The sequence below is a fragment of the Hyphobacterium marinum genome, assembly GCF_036330325.1.
Lineage (GTDB): Bacteria > Pseudomonadota > Alphaproteobacteria > Caulobacterales > Maricaulaceae > Hyphobacterium > Hyphobacterium marinum.
The window spans coordinates 681773-700646 of sequence record NZ_JAZDRO010000001.1 but is presented as its reverse complement, the minus strand read 5'-3'; the positions used below and the strand labels follow the sequence as shown (position 1 = coordinate 700646).

Below are 18874 nucleotides of genomic sequence, written 5' to 3'. Positions count from 1 at the left end.
TTTTTCTCGCCTAAACGTCGTTAACTCTTTAACATGGGCGATGATTTCAAAGCCGGTCTGCCCGTTGGCTGCCGGTCAGTCTTCGGGGGAGTAGATGAAAAAGAGTATCCTGACCGCGCTCGGCCTGTCGCTGAGCCTCGGAACCGCGGCGTTTGCGGACGACATGTTCGCTGGCGTCCGGACTGTTGCCAGCGACAATGGTGACGAGCGCATCCTGTTCGACCGGCTTGACCCCGGCGTCATGCTGATGGAGCCCGGCGAACAGATCGATCTGAACTTCGGCACCGGCTACGTCGCCGAACTACGGCGAATCGACGTCCAGGAACTGGGCGGCCGCGTATGGGTCGGCGATGTCATCGACTCCGATATGGCCCGCCAGGTCCTGATTACCGAATTCAATGGCACGGTCTTCGGACGCATCCTGACCGATGACGGCACCTGGCACATCATTACCGACCGCCAGGGTCAGCCCCAGATCATGCAATTCCCGGCCAACGCCTACATGATCGAGAACGAGCATGATGCGGTTATCCCGAATGGCGTCAGCATCTTGCAGGCCATTGCCGAGGCGCGAGCCGCATCCGGGCCCGAAACGGCCGAGGCCGTCGCGGTCGGTTCAAACGGCACGATCGACATCGCCCTGTTCTATTCGGAAAGCATGGCCAATACTTGGGGCCTGTCGACGGGCGGCCGCATCCAATACCTGTTCGCCCTTCTCGATCAGGCACTGGTCGATTCCGACACCGGCCTGCGCGCTCGCCTGGTCCAGCTCCAGCCGGTCAGCCTGACAACGGATAGTGCCGACCAGTCTGTCACGCTTGGCAACCTGTCCGGATTTGGCCCGAATGGCGACGGGCAAGGGGTCACACAAGACCTCTCCGCGCTGCGCAACACAGGCGCGACCTATGGTGCCGACCTGGTCGGTATCATCCAGCGCTGCCGCGGCAGCCTCAGCTCGGCCGGTCTGGCCTATCTGCTGGGCGGAAATGACGACAGCATTGACCCTGCCGACGCCGCCGTGGGCTACTCGGTCTCTGCAGACTGGATTGATGAAGAGGATGCGAACCTGAATGACGGTTTCGGTGTGTGCGGGGACGTGACCTTCGCCCACGAGATCGGCCACAATCTCGGCTTCGCCCATGACCGCAACAATTCCGGTGCCGGCAGCGGCGTCCGCGATTACGCGCATGGCTTCATTGTCCCGGGCAGCTATCGCACGATCATGTCCTATGCCAGCGGTCAGGCGGACGAGCAGCAGATGAGCTATTTCTCCAACCCGGAGATCATGGTTTGCCGGAACAATGCGACCTGCGGATCGGCGACCGAGAACACGGCGCGTGCGGCTCGCGAGGAAAGCCTCAACATTGTCAATTTCCGTGCGGAGATCCCGCGCGTCGTTTCGGCGGTTCTCCCGGTCACCCGATCGGTTCAGAACGGAACGGCGGCGACGGCTTTTGCCACTGTGATCAACCCGGCAGCCGGTGGAAACACAGCCACGGGCTGCGGCCTTCGCCTCGCCGGCTCGACAGGCGCACAATTCAGCTATCAGACGACGACGCCGCTGAATGTGTTGAGTGGCACGGCGAATACGCCGGTCGATATTCCGTCCGGCGGATCGCAGAATTTCGTGTTCTCGGTCACCAGCGCCGCCGATTTCGCGGACAATACCGGGGCCATCCCGGGATATCCGAGCACGAACGACGAGCGGGTTCTCTACATTGAAGCGTTCTGCACCAACCGCCGCTCGGCTGAGTACACCGTGGGTCTGAATTCGCTGACCTTCTCGTCGTCTGCGGCAGCGCCAGCGGATATTGTTGCCCTGGCGGCGACGGTCGGAAACACGGGCCGGGTGGAAGTCCCGACGGCAGGAACCCAGGTTGGTGTCTTCTCGGTAGCGGTTTCCAATGTCGGAACCAGTGCTTCCATCACGGTGACCGCCGACACGGGTGGGCGTACGATCAACGGCATCAACTCGTTCGAAATCTGCCAGACCAATCCGACAACGGGGGCCTGCACCACCGGACGTGCGGCGACGCAGACCCTGACCATCAACCAGAACGATACGGCGACTTTCGGCGTCTTCGTGCGGGGCAACGGAACGGAAATTGCCAACAATCCGGCGCAGAACCGGGTCTTCGTGCGCTTCCGCGAAGGCGGAGCTGCCGGAACGGAACGCGGCGCGACCAGCGTGGCGGTACGCACCACGCCCTGATCCGTTCTGCAGGAGAAGAACACGGCACCGTCTGCTCGACGCAGGCGGTGCCGTTTTCATTTCTGACGCCAGATTTCTCGCCCAAGGGCGGCATCGCGGCTTGGACCCTCTTGCCCAACGCGCTATGCTTGCTGATGCGAGGTCACGAAATCAGCGCTTGAGGCGCGCACCTGCATTCTTCGGGAGATACAGCATGCGTCAGTTCCTTACCACGGCGGCACTTGGTGCCCTTCTGTTCTGCGGCACCAGTCATGCGGACGACATGTTCCGCGGGGCCGTGACCATCGCCAACGACCAGGGCGGGCCGGAAACGACCCAGTTCGAACGCCTGGACCGCTCGGTCATGGACATGGAGGCCGGTGACCGCATCGATCTCAATTTCGGACCGGGCTATGTCGCCGAGATGGACCGCCTGGCGACCATGGAAATGGGCGCGCGGACCTGGGTCGGCCGGATTGCCGGCGAGGACATCCACAGCCGGGTTCTGATTACCGAGTTCAATGGCTATGTCTTCGGCCAGATCAACACGTCTGACGGGGTCTGGAACATTGTTCCCTCGCGCAATGGCGGCCATGAAATCTTCCAGCATCCCGAAGGCTCCACGGTTCCTGAATGGGGCGATGACGGCATTGTTCCCGATGTCACCTTCCCGGCCGACCCCATTGCCGACAACGACGGTGATGCGCCCGAAACCGGTGAAGCCGTGGCTATCGGGTCCAATGGCACGATCGATATCGCCATTTTCTACACGCAGAGCATGGTCGATCTCTGGGGGATGGCCCTGGGTGGCCGCATTCAATTCCTCGTCGCCCTGCTTGACCAGGCCCATATCGATAGTGACACCGGCATGCGCGCCCGCCTCGTCCACCTCGGACCGACGCCGGTCGTGATCAGCGAAACGATCCCGAACAGCGGCAGCGGCGTAGGAGCCGGCATTCTCGACGACCTCCAGGATGGCGCGGGCGATGGCATCGCCGGCAATGATTATGACCTGTCCGGCCTGCGCACCATCCGCGATGCCAAGGGTGCCGATATCGTCACCATCATTCGCCAATACCGCCGTCCCGAACATGGCAGCTGTGGCGTGGCTTACGTCCTTGGCGGAAGTTCCGATTCGATCACCACTGGCAGCGCGCCCTTTGGCGTCGGCATCATCAGCGACTGGATCGATTCACAATGGAGCGGTTCTGGCGGTTACAGCTACTGCACCGACCAGACCTTCGCCCACGAAGTCGGCCACAACACCGGCTTTGCCCACAACCGCGAGAATTCCAGCGCCGGCAGCGGCGTTCGCGATTTCGCACACGGTCACCGCGTGGATGGCTCGTTCCGGACCATCATGTCCTACGGCAGTACCACTGGCGAACCGCGGGTGAACTATTTCTCGAACCCGGACATCACGCTTTGCCCGTCGGGTGCTTCCTGCGGCATTTCCCATGACACCACGCCAGGCGACAGCGCGGACAACGCCCGTGCCGCCCGCGAACAGGGCAACAACATTACCGATTTCCGTGATGTTGCCCCGCGGGTTGTTTCCTCGGTTCTGCCGATCACGCGTTCGGTTCAGAACGGTACGGCGGCGACCGCTTTTGCGACCATCATCAATCCGGCCGCGAACGGGACCACGGCAACCGGCTGCGGCCTGCGGCTTGGCGGTGCCAGCGGATCCCAGTTCTCGTACCAGACAACCACCTCGGCAAACGCCCTGACGGGCACGGCCAACACGCCGGTCGATATCGCTTCTGGCGGTGCCCAGAACTTCATCTTCACGGTGACCAGCGCGGCGACCTTTGCAGACAACAGCCAGCATGCGATCGCGTCGGATTTCGATGAAACGGATCTCTTCATCGAAGCCTTCTGCACCAATCGCCGATCCGCAGAGTACGTGCTCGGCCTGAATTCGCTGACCTTCTCGTCCTCGGCAACCGCCGTTCCGGACGTGATCGCCCTGGCCGCGACGGTCGGCAATACGGGACGGGTCGAAGTACCCACGACCGGCAACATGGTGGGGGCATTCTCGGTCGCCGTGACCAATCTGGGTGCGGCAGGCGCGATCATCGTGTCGCCGGATACCGGCGGCCGGACACTGGCCATCGACAAAATCGAAGTCTGCCAAACCAATCCCACCACCGGGGCCTGCTCGGGTGCGCGCGGACTGACGGCCTCCGTCAACCTGGAACAGGATGATACGGCGACCTTTGCGGTTTTCGTGCGCGGAACGGGCGCAGCCATTGACAATGACCCGGCCCGCAATCGCGTCTTTGTTCGCTTCCTGGAAGGCGGCGTAACCGAACGTGGCGCAACCACGGTGGCGGTCCGCACCGCACCGTAGAAGCGAAAGGCCAGAGCCATGTTGCGATACGCAGCACTCCTCCTGACGGGTTCGGCGCTTCTGGGTGCCGCGCCCGCCTGGGCCGACATCGAAGCCCGCCAGACTGAAGGCGTCTGGCAGGTCAGCGCGGACGGGGAACGCCTCAGCGAAGTGCTGACTGCGATCCAGTCCGAAGCCGGTTTCCGGCTTGTCGGTGCCGACCGGCTGATCGATGACAATGCTGTCACGGTGGACCTGACCGGTCCGCTCGACGACATCATCGCGCGCCTGCTCCAGGGCTTTGACTACGCCCTCGTCTATGGCGAAACACCGGAAACCGAAGGCCAGATCCAGCGCCTGGTCCTGCTGTCGGGACGGGCCGGAACGGCTCCGGATGAATCCCAGCGTGCCGGCCCGACACGGCTCAGCGACGAGACCATGACCGAGGAAGACGGGGAGCGTGTCAGCGCCCTGCTCCAGCGGCAGGTCCAGCCGCTGGTCGACGCCGACAATGGCGTGGACACATCGGCAGCGACCCAGGTTGCGGCCATGCCGTCCGGATCGGATTCGGGTAATGGCAACGGCAATGAGGGCGGCGGCTCCGGCGACGATCTCGACGCCGAGACCCAGGCCCAGCTGGCCGAAGCGACCCAGCGCGCCCAGCGCGATCTGGAAGCCCTCGTCCGGGCCCTGCGCGAGCAGGAAAACAATCAGAACGACGGCAACTGACGACGGTCCGTCCTGAACGACAAAGCCCCGCTGCCGAATCCGGCGGCGGGGTTTTTCCTGTCAGGCCTTCACGTATTCGGGCAGGCCGGACGCAATGGCGAGATTCTGGACCGCCTGAACCGCGGCTCCTTTGAGCAGATTGTCGAGCGTCGCGACCACGACGCCGCGATAGCCGTCCTCGCTGACCCCGAACCCGCCGACCAAAACCTTGTCCTGAAATGCACCGTCCCGAGCCTCGGGTGTGCGGTCCATGATTTCGATCAGGGCTTCGCCTTCATAGAAGCCGCGGAAAGCGTCGCGAACGCCTTCGGACGACACGGGCTGTGCGAACTCCAGGTGCGATGTCACGATCAGCCCGCGGAAAAATTCCGCGACATGCGGCGTGAAAACGACCTCATGGCAAAGGTGCCGCGTCATTTCCGCCTCGTGGATGTGCCCGGTCAGGGCATAAGGCATGAGGTTGTCTTTCAGCGCTTCGGTGTCGTTCTTGCGCGAGGGCGTCGTCCCCGCCCCCGAATACCCCGACACGCCAAACACATGCGCCGGCGCGGCCAGCAGTCCGCGCACCGGCGCAATCGAGACCTGGCCGCACGTGGCATAGCAGCCCGGATTGGCGATGCGCCGGGCTTCACTGAGCGACGCCCGGCCATTCAGCTCGGGCAGACCATAGCGCCAGTCATCATTGAAGCGGTAATCGGCCGAGAGATCGACGATCAACGTGTCAGGTGCGGACCGGTCGATGGCCTCGACAAACGGGGCGGCCGCACCATTGGGCAGGGCCAGTACAACGGCATCCGCCCCGCGCGCTGCGACCGCTTCGTCGTCGAGGGCTTCGAAGGAAAGCCCCTCGCCGAATTCCGGGGCCACTGACGATACCGGCTGACCGTCCAGCTCCCGTGAACTGGCGAAGGCAAGGCTCATGTCATCCCGCGCCGCAATCAGGCGCAGCAGCTCATGTCCGGTATGGCCGCGCGCACCGACAAGTCCGACCGACAGCGTCATGACTGCAACGTGGCCGGCAGGGCGGCGATGGTGTCGATCAGGGGGGCGCTGTCGGACAAGGCGTCGTCTCCGGTCCAGAATACGATCCAGTCGCCGCGCTTCACAGCACCGGCACAGGCATCGAAATAGAAGCTGTTGATGGGATTGTTCCAGCGCGAGCGCCAGTAAAGGCGCGGAAAGCGGTCTTCCAGCCGGCCCCAGACCGCGCGGGCGAGGCCCTCCCCGCGCGCATCGTCCAGCACGGCAAACTTGTCGAGATAGGGCGCGCCACTGACTTCGGTGACCAGTGCCGCGGCACGATATCGTTCCGTGATAAAGGCCGACGCAAGGTCGAGATTGTCCCAATACCCGGAAACTGGCGCACGACCGAATGCCTTGGCGATCAAATCGGTGACCTTGTCAGCGTCAATGTCCGCCTTGTCGGCGGTTTCGAAGATTTTTTCGCCCCGGCGCACCAGCGTTCCCGCGCCCGCGTGGGTGAAGAGCTCCTTGGCCAGGTCTTCAGGCCGGGTGATCGAGACCGAACTCGACAGCGGCAAGTCTTCGAGCAGGCGCTTGATCTCGGCGATCTTGACCCGCATTCCGCCGGTGACCCAGTCGGCCTCCATCAGCATGTCGTATTCCGAGGCGAGGTTGACTGTCGACAACATGTCTCCATCAGCATCCAGCAAGCCGCCCGTCTCGGTCAGGAAAATGACCTTGTAGGGCTGGAGGTCTTTCACCAAAGCCCGCACGGCGGAGTCCGCATTGATATTGACCGGCCGCCCGTCAGGCGTCTCGCCAATGCAGGCCAGGACCGGGGCTTCACCGCCATGCATGGCCGCCTCGATCAGACGGCGGCGCACCCCCGTCGGCTCGCCGACCCGGCCAAAGACCGCCTCGTCCATCAGATCGGCCTGAAACACGCCAAAGGGAATGGAGGCCGCCCGGCCACCGGCGGCGCGAACGGCATCAACGAGCGCCAGATTGACGTCGGTGAGTGCGTCCCGGATCACCGGCATGGCCGCGTCGGGCGTCACGCGCAGCCCGTTGACCTTATCGCTGGCAATACCGGCGGCGCTCAGCGCTTCGTCAAGCTGCGGGCCGCCGCCATGAACGACGACCGGCGCGAGGCCGACCGTCTGCAGGAAGGACAAGGCCGCCGCCAGACCTTCCAGATCATCGCGGATGACTGCACCGCCGACTTTCACGACGGCAAAGCGTGTCTGGTCCACCTGGGAAAAGCGGTGAAGATACTCGCGGATCTCCTTGCCGTCGCGCATGTGCGAGAGCAGCTGGACAATGGTCTGGCGGACGGCGGATTTCCCGGACATCGGCGCGTCTAGCTCCGCGACTGGTGGGAGAGCGCTTCCATCACCGCCTTTTGCACATGCAGCCGGTTTTCCGCTTCCTCGATCCCGAGGAAGTTCGGCGAATCCACGACCGCATCGGCGATTTTCACATTGCGGCGCATGGGCAGGCAGTGGCTGACGACGGCATTGTTGGTCATCGCCATTTTCGCTTCGTCGATCATGAAGCCCGCGCCCTTGGCCCGGTATTGTGCCTCGCCGCCCCAGTTGCCGTAAAAGGGCAGCGCGCCCCAGCTCTTGGCATAGACTGCATCGGCCCCTGAATAGGCCGCCTCGACGTCGGTGGTCATCTCGAACGAACCGCCCTCTTCGCCGGCAAAGCGCTGGGCGGCATCCATGTAGCGGTCATCGAGCCTGTAGACCGGATCGGGCACAAGCATGCGGACATTCATGCCGAATTTCGAGGCAATCAGGATCGCCGAGTTCGCCACCGCGGTATTGAGCGGTTTCGGGTGCGGCACCCAGGTCAGAAGGAAGGTCTTGCCCTTTACACTGCCGAGCCGTTCCTGCAGCGCCAGCATCAGCGCGAGTTCCTGACAGGGGTGGACGATTGTTTCCATGTTGATCACCGGCACCGTCGCGTGACGGGCAAACGCGGTGATCATCGGGTCCTCGCGTTCGGTCTGCCAGTTCTCGAATTTCGGAAAGCAGCGAATGGCGATGAGATCGACATAGCGCGACAACACGCGAGCCGCCTCGCGGACATGCTCTTCCGCATCGCCATCCATGATCGTGCCGTCGGAGAATTCCATCGGCCAGGTCGCGCCTTTTGCGTCGAGCACAATGGCATGACCGCCGAGCTGCCGTGCTCCGATATCGAAAGACGTCCGGGTTCGCAGCGACGGGTTGAAGAATAGCAGCGCGATTGATTGGCCCTGCAAAGAGGCGCAGGAAGCCCCGGCCTTGAGTGCACGGGCACGGTCAAGCAGCGCCTGAAGCTCTGTGCGGCTCCAATCGGCGGTCGATAGGAAATGGCGCATCTCGGTACCGGACTCTGGCCAAAGCGGGAAAGCGAACACCCGGCCATAAGACCGGGTGCCATTCATGTCCACTCATGTATACAAGCCTGCCGGGTTCACGCCAATCAGCGGGACCGGTATCCGCACGACCGGGAACGCCGCCAGGGATGTTTCCTGCACCGTCACCGCCAGGCCCGGATCCGGGCGCTGATACGGGTTCCGCTAGTGGTCCCCGCGCGGGCGCAATGTGCGCTTTTGGTGACCTATTCTTCCGGCGCTGTATAGGCTTGGCCCCGGACACCGCGCTCCAAAGCCCGCTCTGCGGCAACTTCGGCCCGTTCCGATACGTTCCGCGTCATGCACACACGCCGGCGAACGTGGCTGCCGGTTCGGCGACGGTTGTAGCAAACAATCTCTTCGCCATCCCCCGGACTGGCTTCGGGATCAGTTTCGGTCGCCGCGTCGCCGGTTTCGCGCTGGGCCATCACCGCCGCATCCGAATCTGGGGAGTAGGACGCGCAGGACGCGCATGTGAATAAAGCCAGGGTGAATATCGCAAGATTAAGTTTTTTCATCGTCTCCTCTTACCTCGGCGGCATCTTTGATCATAGCAACTACGCGTCAGCGAAACCTGCAACGTGCTCAACTACGCGTCGCAGAGAATGACCACCGGAAACGACCAAGTCAATATTACCATTATATTACTGATTACTGTTTGCCGCATTTGAATTTTACCAGTGCAGGCGCGCTCAAGGGCAGCCGACTCAGCGCAGGCCCGAGGGCAGGGCTGGAAATCGGCCAGAGCTTATGGAACAAGCAGGACAAAAGGTTGCCCATGTCCATCCTCGCCGTCATCCCCGCCCGTTACGGTTCCACGCGCTTCCCCGGAAAGCCGCTGATCGAGATTGCGGGCCGCACCATGATCGAGCGCGTCTGGCGGCTCGCCAGCGCCGCGCCCGGCGTCGACCGGGTCGTCGTCGCAACCGAGGACCAGCGCATCATGGATGCCGTCGCCGGGTTTGGCGGTGAGTGCGTGCTGACGCCCGACACCTGCCGCAATGGCACCGAACGGGCGCTCGCCGCTGCCGATGTGCTGGGTGCAGACGCCGAGATCGTCATCAACGTGCAGGGAGATGCGGTCCTGACCCCGCCCTGGGTCATAGGCAGCGTTGCCGAAGCCATGCGCGCGGACGCCGCGCTGCAGATGGCGACACCGGCTGTTCGCATGAGCAAAGAGACCGAGGCCAATTTCCGCGCCACCAAGGCGAAGGGCGATGTCGGCGGCACGACCGTTGTTTTCGACCGGGCGATGAATGCGCTCTATTTCTCCAAGTCCGTCTTGCCCTTCCAGCGCCACCCGGAAGCCGGTACGCCGGTCTGGCAGCATATCGGGCTTTACGGCTACCGGATCGAGACGTTGCGCCGGATCGTTTCGCTGGAACCGTCGCCGCTCGAACGCGCCGAAAGCCTTGAACAGCTTCGCGCACTGGAAAACGGCATTCCGATCCGCGTCGTCGAAACCGACTATCGCGGCCGCTCGGCCTGGTCGGTCGACGCGCCGGATGACGCGAACATGGTGGAAGCCATCATTGCCCGTGAAGGCGAGCTGGTCCCGTGACGCTGCTCATCCTCGCCCGCCACGGCAACACGTTCGAGCCCGGCGAAACGGCCGTCTGGGTCGGTGCGCAAGAAGACCTGCCGCTGGCGAAAAAGGGCCTGAAACAGGCTGAAGACCTCGGCCACGCTCTCGTCGCTTCGGGCCAGAAACCGGCGACGATCATCTCCGGTCCGCTGCAGCGCACCCGCAAGGCTGCCGAGATCGCAGCAAACCTCACCGGCTTTTCTGGTGACATAGAGATCGATGATCGCCTGAAGGAGATCGATTACGGCTCCTGGGGCGGCCGTAGCGACGCCGACATCATCGCCAAATGGGGTGAGGACGCACTCGCCGCCTGGCGCGACCGCAATGAACGGCCCGAAGGGGCTGACTGGTCGCCGGATGCGGCGACACTGAAGGGCAATGCGCTCGCCGTCATTCACGACCTCCAGCACGTTGACAGCCCGGTTCTGGTCGTGACGTCGAACGGCATATTGCGCTATTTCCACGCCGCGCTCGGCTTTGACGGCGACGCCAAGGTCAAGACCGGATATGTCTGCGCCGCCCGGCTGGAAGTCCGGACCGTCGCGCCGCTGTTCTGGAATTTCGACCCTGCGAACGGCCTGGAGTTCCCGGCAGGATGAGCGGTCCGCTCCACGGCATAAACGTTATCGAACTCGCCGGTATTGGCCCTGCGCCCATGGCCGGACAGCTTCTCGCCGATCTCGGTGCTGACGTGATCAGTATCGACCGGCACGCGGAAGCCCGCCTGCCTGAACGCCCCAAGGACGCCAACCGGCGCGGCAAGCGCTCCATCGTGCTGGACCTGAAAAACTCCGACGCCGTTGACGTTGTCCGCAAGCTCGCCGCCGGTGCCGACCTGTTCTTTGAAGGCTTCCGCCCCGGCGTCGCCGAACGGCTCGGCCTCGGTCCGGACGTCCTGCTCAAGGCCAATCCGAAACTTGTCTATGGACGGCTGACAGGCTGGGGCCAGACCGGGCCTTTGAGCCAGCGGGCCGGCCATGACATCAACTATATCGCCCTGTCCGGTGCGCTCGGAACGATGGGCGGCAAGGATCAGCCCGTCCCGCCGCTCAATCTCGTGGGCGACTATGCTGGCGGTTCGCTATTCCTGATCGTCGGCATGCTCGCCGCGCTGGTCCGTGCCCGCGAAACTGGTGAAGGCCAGGTCGTTGACGCCGCCATGACCGATGGCTCGGCGGCGATCATGAGCCTCATCCACTCACTCCTCGCCTCGGGACTGTGGAGCGACGGGCGCGAAACCAACCTGCTCGACGGGTCTGCCCCTTTCTACCGGACCTATGTGACCGCCGATGGCGGCCACATGGCAGTCGGAGCGATCGAGCCGCAATTCTTTGCCGCCCTGCTCGACGGTCTGGGCGTCGACTCCAGCGAAGCCGCGCATCAGTATGACCGCGAACATTGGCCGCGCCTGACCGAAGTTTTTGCTGCACGGTTTGCTGCGCGAAAACGCGACGACTGGACGCAGCATTTTAGCGCAACAGACGCCTGCGTCACGCCAGTCCTGAGCCTGAAGGAAGCCCCTCTTCACGCCCATAACACCGCGCGCAGAACGTTCGAAACCCGTGACGGTTTTGTACAGCCCGCGCCCGCACCGCGCTTCTCCCAAACGCCTGCCGAAACGGGGCGCGGTCCCTTCTTTGCCGGTGAAGACACGCGCGAAATCCTCGCCCAGGCGGGCTTTGACGACGCCGGCATTACCTCCCTGATCAACAGCGGCGCAGCGGCGGAATCCTCATGAGCGACACGATTGTTATCCTCGGGGCCGGACAGGCCGGAGCCCAGCTCGCCGACTCGCTACGCCGCGAAGGCCATGAGGGCCCGATTGTCCTCGTCGGGGAGGAAGCCGATCCGCCTTATCAGCGCCCGCCCCTGTCGAAGACCTTCCTGATGGACACGTTCGACGAAGCGCGCCTGCCGCTGCGCCCGGACGCCTTCTATACCGACCGCAAGATCGATTTGCGCACGGGAGTAACAGCCTTATCCATCAACCGGACCGGCAAGACCGTGGCCTTGAGCGACGGCAGCACTTTGCCTTACGACAAGCTGGTCATCGCCACCGGAACGCGGGTTCGCACCCCGCCTATCCCCGGCATTGACGGCGACCGGGTCTACCCGCTGCGCACGCTGTCGGACTCGCGCGCTATAAAATCGGCTCTCACCGGTGCCAGCCATGTCGTCGTCATCGGTGGTGGCTTCATCGGTCTCGAAACCGCCAGCGCTGCAAGGACAATGGGCAAGTCAGTCACGGTGCTGGAAGCCATGGACCGGTTGATGCAACGCGCGGTCAGCGCGCCGGTCTCGGCCTTCTTCGACGCGCTGCACAGGGACAAGGGCGTCGACCTGGTCTATGGCGTGCGCGTGGCAAACCTCAACCGTGAGGGCCGCTCGGTCGAGGTCGAACTCGACGATGGCCGTGTCTTCATCGCTGACATGGTCATCCTCGGTGCCGGCGTTATTCCCAACCAGGAGATCGCTGAGGCGGCCGGAATCACCTGTTCGAACGGGATTGATGCCGATGACTATGCCACGACCAGCGACCCGGACATCTATGCCATCGGCGACGTCTCCTTCCATCCCAACGCCTTGCGTGGACGGCGCTTGCGGCTTGAGTCGGTGCAGAACGCCACCGATCAGGCGCGGGCGTTGGCGAAGACGCTGACCGGCACGCCGACGCCCTACACCGCCGTGCCCTGGTTCTGGTCCGACCAGTATGATGTGAAGCTGCAAATGGCCGGCCTGTCCGACGGCTTCGACACCCATGTCGAGCGCCGCCAGCCGGGCAGCGACGCCTTCTCGATCTTCTATTTCCTCGATGGAAAACTGATCGGCGCGGACTCGGTCAATGCCCCGGCCGACCACATGGCCGCGCGGCGCATCCTCGCGCAGGCCGAACCGGCCCTGACGCCGGAAGAAGCCGCTGATCCGGCCTTCGATCTGAAAACGCGAATGTAGGCGTCAAACCTTTCCCGTCACCGGCACCAGCGCGCCAGTCATCGCGCGCGAGGCTTCCGACGCGAGGAAGAGCACGACTTCGGCGAGATCGTCTGGCGCGACCCAGGTCTTCGGATCGGTATCGGGCATGTCGGCCCGGTTCTGCGGCGTGTCGATGATCGAGGGCAGGACCGCATTGACCGTAACAGGGCCGGACTTGGTTTCCTCGGCCAGCGCTTCGGTCAGGCGCATCACCCCGGCTTTGGAGGCGGCATAAGCTCCCATGCCCATGCCGGCTTTGACCGCGCCTGCCGCGCCGACATTGACGATACGCCCCGCCTTGCTGTTTTCCAGCAGCTTCAGGGCAGCTTTCGACGCTGTCACCGCCGTCTTCACATTGATCTGATAGAGAAAATCCCAGCTGTCGAGCTCACCGTCAGCCAGCGTCTCCCAGCGGAACCCGCCCGCGATATTGCAGAGCGCGTCAAGCCCGCCGAAATGGTCCGCGACGGCCTTCATCGCGCCTTGCGCGCTGGCGTAATCGGTCAGGTCCACGCTGCCGAGCCCCAGAACATCGTCCGGCAGACCACGCGGGGCTTCGGCCCGGTCGATCAGCGCGACCTTCGCACCGCGCGCGGCGGCCATGGTGCCAATGGCACGGCCCAGAACTCCAAACCCACCGGTTATCGCGACGACCCTGCCTTGCATCGAGGACGCTCCTTTTTTTCTGTTGTTGGAACCTAGGGCCGCCCTCCCTGCCTTCGCAAGGCCTTGGATTTTTCAAAATACCACCGTGAAATTTCCTTGCGGACGTGGGATGATGAGCCACTGACCGGGGAGAAATCGATATGCGCCGTTTCCACATCTTCGCGGGGGCCATGGCCCTGTTCGCGTCCGTCATCCTTGCTGGCTGCGACAATTCGGGGGGTGGCGGAGAACAGGCTGCAGGAGGCGACGGCGGCATCGCGCTCTCGTCGCGCAGTGCCGATGCGGCCCGCGCAGAACCGGAAGTCCCCGACCGTTTCGAATATGTGCGTTACCGCATCGATGTCACCGCCGCCGCGCCCAGCGTCTGCCTGGTCTTCTCCCAGGCCCTCGACCCGGACACCGATTACGATCCGTACGTCCGCATCGAGCCGGACATGCCGGTCTCGATGTCGGTCTCGGGCCAGTCGCTCTGCATCGGCGGGTTTGATTTTGGCGACGCCCCCGCGATCACCCTTCTGGAAGGCTTCCCGGCCGCCGACGGACGCACGCTTCCGGCCAATGTCGACGCGCCCTTCGAATTCGGCGACCGTCCCGCCTATGTCGGCTTTTCCGGCACCGGTGTGATCCTGCCGCGCGTCGAAGCCGACGGCATCCCCATCGAGACGGTCAATGTCGACACGGTCGATATCCGCATACGCCGCATCACCGACCGCGCGCTCGCTTTCCGCTCGATCAGCCAGGGCTTCACCGCCGGTGAGGGCGAATATGACTGGCTTTATGGCGAGGAAGACCCCGACGGGGTCGCCGTCACGGTCTGGGAAGGCGAGATGGACACGCCCGGCCCGGCCAACGCCCCCTCCGTCACCGTTTTCCCGCTCGCCGAGACCATCGGCACGCTGCGCGCCGGGGCCTATTTCGTCGAAGTGTCCGACCATGCTGTCGACGAGGATTCCGGCCGCCAGCCCGCTCGCGCCCAGCGCTGGTTCGTGATCACCGATCTCGCCCTGACCAGCTATGTCGGCGCGACCGGCATCGACGTCACGGCCCGCTCGATCCAGACCGCACAGGCCGAGTCTGATGTCCGCATCAACCTGATCGCGCGCAGCAATGAAGTCCTGGCCAGCGAAGTCACCGACGGCGATGGCCATGCCGGCTTTCACGGGCCGATCACGCAAGGCGAGGAGGCGGCACGCCCGCGCCTCCTGCTCGCCTATGGCGAGGATGGCGACTTCGCCGTGCTCGACCTTGACCGCTCGCCACTCGACCTGACCGACCATGATATTGCCGGGCGCGACGCGCCGCGTTTTGCCGACGCCTATGTATACCTTGACCGGGGCATCTACCGTCCCGGCGAGACCGTTCACGCGAACACGCTGATCCGCGACGGCGCGGCGAACGCGATCACGGATCGCTCCGGCACGCTGGTCCTTTATGGCCCCAACGGGATTGAGGCCCAGCGCGCGCGTTTCGACAACGCGCCGCAGGCCGGGTCCGTCGCCCATGACTTCGCGATCTCAACCGCCGCGGCGCGCGGCATCTGGCGGATTGAAGTCGAGCTTGATGGTGTTGGCGTCATCGGCCGCGAGCGTTTCTCGGTCGAGGATTTCGTGCCCCAGCGCATCGCGCTGGATCTCGAGGCTGACGACGAGACCGCCATTCGCGGCGGCGAGACCCGCAATGTCGAAGCCTCGGTGCGCTTCCTCTATGGCGCACCCGGTGCCGGTCTGCCGGTCACTGGCGAAGCGCGTGTCCAGGTCGATCCCTCGCCCTTCGACGGCTATGAAGGCTACAGCTTCGGCCGCCACGACGAGAGCTTCACCGACATCGCCTTCGACCTGCCCGACACGGTGGCTGACGGTGCAGGCAATGCCGTCGTCGTCATCGACCCGGAAAACCGGGGCAGCGATGCCAGCGAACCCTTACGCATCCGCGCGGTGATCAGCGCGCTGGAACCGGGTGGCCGCCCGGTCAGCGACGATGTCCGCATCCCCTACCGCCCGAACCCGCTTTATCTCGGCATAAGGTCCCAGACCGAAGGCCGGGCCGAGCGCGACGAGACGGCCAGCTTTGACATTGCCGCCGTGGACGCCTCCGGTGACGCGGCGAGTGCCGCCGTGTCCTGGCGTTTGTTGCGGATCGACTACCGCTATGACTGGTATCGCGATGGCGACGGTCCGTGGCGCTGGCGCCGGTCGCGCCAGGTGGTGACCATCGAGGACGGCATTCTGCGCGTTCCTGAAGAGGGCGCGGTTCTGGAAACCCCGCGGCTCGACTGGGGTGATTATCAGCTGGTCCTCGAGGACCAGAACGGCAATGCCTCGGCCAGTCATGGTTTCTGGGTCGGCTGGGGCTCGCAGCCTGAAGACGGCGTGGAAGCGCCCGACCGGGTCCGCATCACCACGCCGGACACCGCTCCGGCGGCCGGCGACACGGCGCAGATCACAATCCTCGCTCCTTACGCGGGTCAGGCCGAACTCGTGGTCGCAACCGACCGCGTACTGGAAACCCGCACGCTCTCGATTCCCGAAGGCGGCGCGCGCGTCAGCCTGCCCGTCACCGAGGACTGGGGTCCCGGGGCCTATGTCATGGTCAGCGTTTACACGCCACGTGACCCGGTCGCCCAGCCGCGCCCGCGCCGCGCCGTGGGGGTCAGCTATATCAGTGTCGACATGGACGCCCGCACGCTGGGCCTGACGCTCGGCGCGCCCGAGATCGCCCGGCCCAGAGGCCCTGTCGACATCACCGTGACCAGCGACGGTCCGGCCCGCGACGCGTATCTGACGCTGGCGGCGGTCGATGAGGGCATCTTGCTGCTGACGAATTTCCAGTCGCCTGATCCGGCAGACTATTTCTTTGGTCAGAAGCGGCTCGACGTCGACCTTTATGACGATTACGGACGCCTGCTCGACCCTAACCAGGGTGCTGCCGCGCCGGTTCGTTCCGGCGGTGACTCCATTGGCGGTGCCGGCCTGTCGGTCGTACCGACGCGCACCGTCGCGCTCTGGTCCGGCCCGGTCCGGTTTGACGCCAATGGACGCGCGGTCATCCCCCTCGACATTCCCGACTTCAATGGCGAATTGCGCTTGATGGCAGTCGCCTGGTCGGAAACGGCACTGGGCGCTGCGGCTGAACCGATGACGGTCCGCGACGAGGTCCCGGCAGAGCTCATCCTGCCGCGCTTTCTCGCACCGGGCGACACGGCCTTCGCGACCGCGACGCTCGACAATGTAGAGGGCGGGGGCGGCAGCTATTCCGTTGATGTCACAACCGAAGGCACGCTGAACGCGCCTGAAGGCGCATTCTCGGTCGATCTCGCCTCCGGTGAACGGGCCGATCGCGCGGTTCGCCTGACGGCCAGCGCGGAAAGCATTTCCGGAATTGAAATCGATGTGGAAGGCCCGGACGGGTTTGCGGTCTCGCACAGCTATCCGATCCAGGTGCGCTCACCCTACCTGCCGGTCAGCCGGATCGAGCGCCGGACACTCGAACCCGGTGCGGCCTTTACGCCGGACCCGAACCTGCTCGACGGGTTCATTGACGGGTCCGGGGCGGTCCAGCTGACCTTCTCGGCCATTCCGATGGATGCCGCGGCGCTCTATGAATCGCTCTCGCGCTACCCCTATGGGTGCACCGAACAGCAGACCAGCCGGGCCATGCCGCTGCTCTATGCCGACCAGATGGCGGCTCTCGCGGGTCTGGAAAGCGATGCGGAAACCCGCGCACGGATTGCCATGGCGGTGGAAACTCTGCTGAACCGGCAAAGCCTCGACGGGTCCTTCGGACAGTGGCGGATGGGCGACCGGCGGGCCGATCCCTGGCTCGGCGTCTATGCCACCGACTTCCTCGCACGGGCCGCCGAGCAGGGCTATGCCGTGCCGGAAGCCGCGCTGGAACGCGCTTATGAGGTGCTGGTTCATGTTGCCCGGCAGGAGATGTGGCGGGCGGGTGGCTATGACACCAATATCCGCCGTGCGCCGTGGCAACGCGATACGCAGGAGCGTCTGAACGAACGCAGCTCGGCCTATGCGATGTATGTGCTGGCTCGCGCCGGGCGGGTCGACGCGTCCCAGCTGCGCTACATGCATGACCAGCAGATGGCCGGTTTTGAAAGCCCGCTTGCGCGCGCCCATGTTGGCGCGGCCCTGGCCCTCATCGGCGACCGGGCCCGGGCCAGCAGTGCGTTCGAGCAGGCCGAGGCGGTGCTGGGCTACAACAATCGCGGCGACTATTATCAGACAGCCCGCCGTGACATGGCGGGTGTCCTCGCCCTTGCCGCGGAAGCCGGAGAGGATGCGCTGGTCGAACGCCTTGCCGAACGCGTGGCTGAGGAACTGCCTGAACCCGACCGCCTGACGACGCAAGAGAAGGCCTTCCTTCTCCTCGCCGCCCGGGCGCTCGCCGGGGAGACCGACACGGTCGAGGTCACGCTCGATGGCGCAGCCTCGCCTTTGGTCGCCGGTCGCAGTTTCGAGATGGATGGCGGGGATCTGGCCGAAGGAGCCAGCTTTACCAATGCCTCCGATACAAGGCTCTGGCTGACCCGGGTCGCACGCGGTTCGCCGGTCAATGCGCCGCCGCCGGCAGCGGACGGAGCCAGCGTCACCAAGTCCTTCTTCCGCACCGATGGCCGGCCAGCCGACCTGACCGCCGTGACGCAGGGCGACCGGGTCGTCGTCGCGATCACGCTGACGGGCCGTGAAGTCCGCCGGGCACCGATGATTATCGCCGACCTTCTGCCCGCCGGCTTCGAGATCGAAGCCGTGCTGGGACCGGAGGAAGGCGGGCCGGATGGCATCTATGCCTGGCTCGGCGAACTCGACGTCCCGAACGTGGCCGAAGCCCGGGACGACCGTTTCGTCGCCGCCATTGACATCTATAACCAGGAACCGGTGCGGCTCGCCTATGTCGTGCGGGCCGTCACGCCCGGGACTTTCGCTCTGCCAGGCGCGGTCGCCGAGGACATGTACCGGCCTGACGTCAGCGCGCGCAGCGCCGCCGGATCGGTCACCATCCGTCCCCGGTCCTGACCGG

13 protein-coding genes are annotated in these 18874 nt (G+C 64.5%); 8 read left to right on the top strand and 5 right to left on the bottom strand.

Translation table 11 applies throughout. The features are described 5' to 3' along the window. The first annotated feature begins 94 nt into the window (after positions 1-94). From V0U35_RS03405 to V0U35_RS03395, 3 genes are all read left to right on the top strand, one after another. Positions 95-2212 carry a reprolysin-like metallopeptidase gene (locus V0U35_RS03405; protein WP_330195247.1) on the top strand — a complete coding sequence of 706 codons (2118 nt, stop codon included), beginning with the start codon at positions 95-97 and terminating at the stop codon, positions 2210-2212. A 193-nt stretch (positions 2213-2405) separates the two neighbouring features. After that, complete coding sequence (locus V0U35_RS03400) at positions 2406-4544, top strand: reprolysin-like metallopeptidase (protein ID WP_330195246.1); 2139 nt, start codon at positions 2406-2408, stop codon at positions 4542-4544. A gap of 18 nt (positions 4545-4562) precedes the next feature. Next, the gene (locus V0U35_RS03395; protein ID WP_330195245.1) at positions 4563-5252 is read left to right on the top strand and encodes a hypothetical protein; all 690 of its coding nucleotides are present in this window, start codon (positions 4563-4565) and stop codon (positions 5250-5252) included. 60 nt (positions 5253-5312) lie between these two features. Here V0U35_RS03395 and argC read toward each other — a convergent pair whose 3' ends face one another. From argC to V0U35_RS03375, 4 genes are all read right to left on the bottom strand, one after another. After that, the gene (gene argC / locus V0U35_RS03390; protein WP_330195244.1) at positions 5313-6254 is read right to left on the bottom strand and encodes an N-acetyl-gamma-glutamyl-phosphate reductase; all 942 of its coding nucleotides are present in this window, start codon (positions 6252-6254) and stop codon (positions 5313-5315) included. After that, complete coding sequence (locus tag V0U35_RS03385) at positions 6251-7567, bottom strand: acetylglutamate kinase (RefSeq protein WP_330195243.1); 1317 nt, start codon at positions 7565-7567, stop codon at positions 6251-6253. The genes argC and V0U35_RS03385 overlap by 4 nt, the downstream gene beginning before the upstream one ends. A gap of 8 nt (positions 7568-7575) precedes the next feature. Beyond that, the gene (locus V0U35_RS03380) at positions 7576-8583 is read right to left on the bottom strand and encodes an N-acetylornithine carbamoyltransferase (protein WP_373696366.1); all 1008 of its coding nucleotides are present in this window, start codon (positions 8581-8583) and stop codon (positions 7576-7578) included. Between the two features lie 242 nt (positions 8584-8825). Then, positions 8826-9047: a hypothetical protein gene (locus V0U35_RS03375; protein WP_330195241.1), complete on the bottom strand. Its 222-nt coding sequence runs from the start codon at positions 9045-9047 to the stop codon at positions 8826-8828. A 350-nt stretch (positions 9048-9397) separates the two neighbouring features. Between V0U35_RS03375 and kdsB the strand changes: the two genes are divergently transcribed. From kdsB to V0U35_RS03355, 4 genes are read left to right on the top strand one after another with little or no spacing between them, the layout of a single operon-like run. Further along, positions 9398-10180 carry a 3-deoxy-manno-octulosonate cytidylyltransferase gene (gene kdsB, locus V0U35_RS03370; protein ID WP_330195240.1) on the top strand — a complete coding sequence of 261 codons (783 nt, stop codon included), beginning with the start codon at positions 9398-9400 and terminating at the stop codon, positions 10178-10180. Further along, positions 10177-10803 carry a histidine phosphatase family protein gene (locus tag V0U35_RS03365; protein ID WP_330195239.1) on the top strand — a complete coding sequence of 209 codons (627 nt, stop codon included), beginning with the start codon at positions 10177-10179 and terminating at the stop codon, positions 10801-10803. Before kdsB ends, V0U35_RS03365 begins: the two co-directional genes overlap by 4 nt. Next, the gene (locus V0U35_RS03360; protein ID WP_330195238.1) at positions 10800-11942 is read left to right on the top strand and encodes a CaiB/BaiF CoA transferase family protein; all 1143 of its coding nucleotides are present in this window, start codon (positions 10800-10802) and stop codon (positions 11940-11942) included. The genes V0U35_RS03365 and V0U35_RS03360 overlap by 4 nt, the downstream gene beginning before the upstream one ends. After that, entirely contained in the window at positions 11939-13156 is a 1218-nt protein-coding gene (locus V0U35_RS03355) for an NAD(P)/FAD-dependent oxidoreductase (RefSeq protein ID WP_330195237.1), read from the top strand. The genes V0U35_RS03360 and V0U35_RS03355 overlap by 4 nt, the downstream gene beginning before the upstream one ends. 3 nt (positions 13157-13159) lie before the next feature. Here the strand turns inward: V0U35_RS03355 and V0U35_RS03350 are convergent, their stop codons facing one another. Further along, entirely contained in the window at positions 13160-13843 is a 684-nt protein-coding gene (locus V0U35_RS03350) for an SDR family NAD(P)-dependent oxidoreductase (protein ID WP_330195236.1), read from the bottom strand. 140 nt (positions 13844-13983) lie between these two features. Between V0U35_RS03350 and V0U35_RS03345 the strand changes: the two genes are divergently transcribed. Further along, positions 13984-18870 carry an alpha-2-macroglobulin family protein gene (locus V0U35_RS03345; protein WP_330195235.1) on the top strand — a complete coding sequence of 1629 codons (4887 nt, stop codon included), beginning with the start codon at positions 13984-13986 and terminating at the stop codon, positions 18868-18870. Positions 18871-18874: the final 4 nt, after the last annotated feature.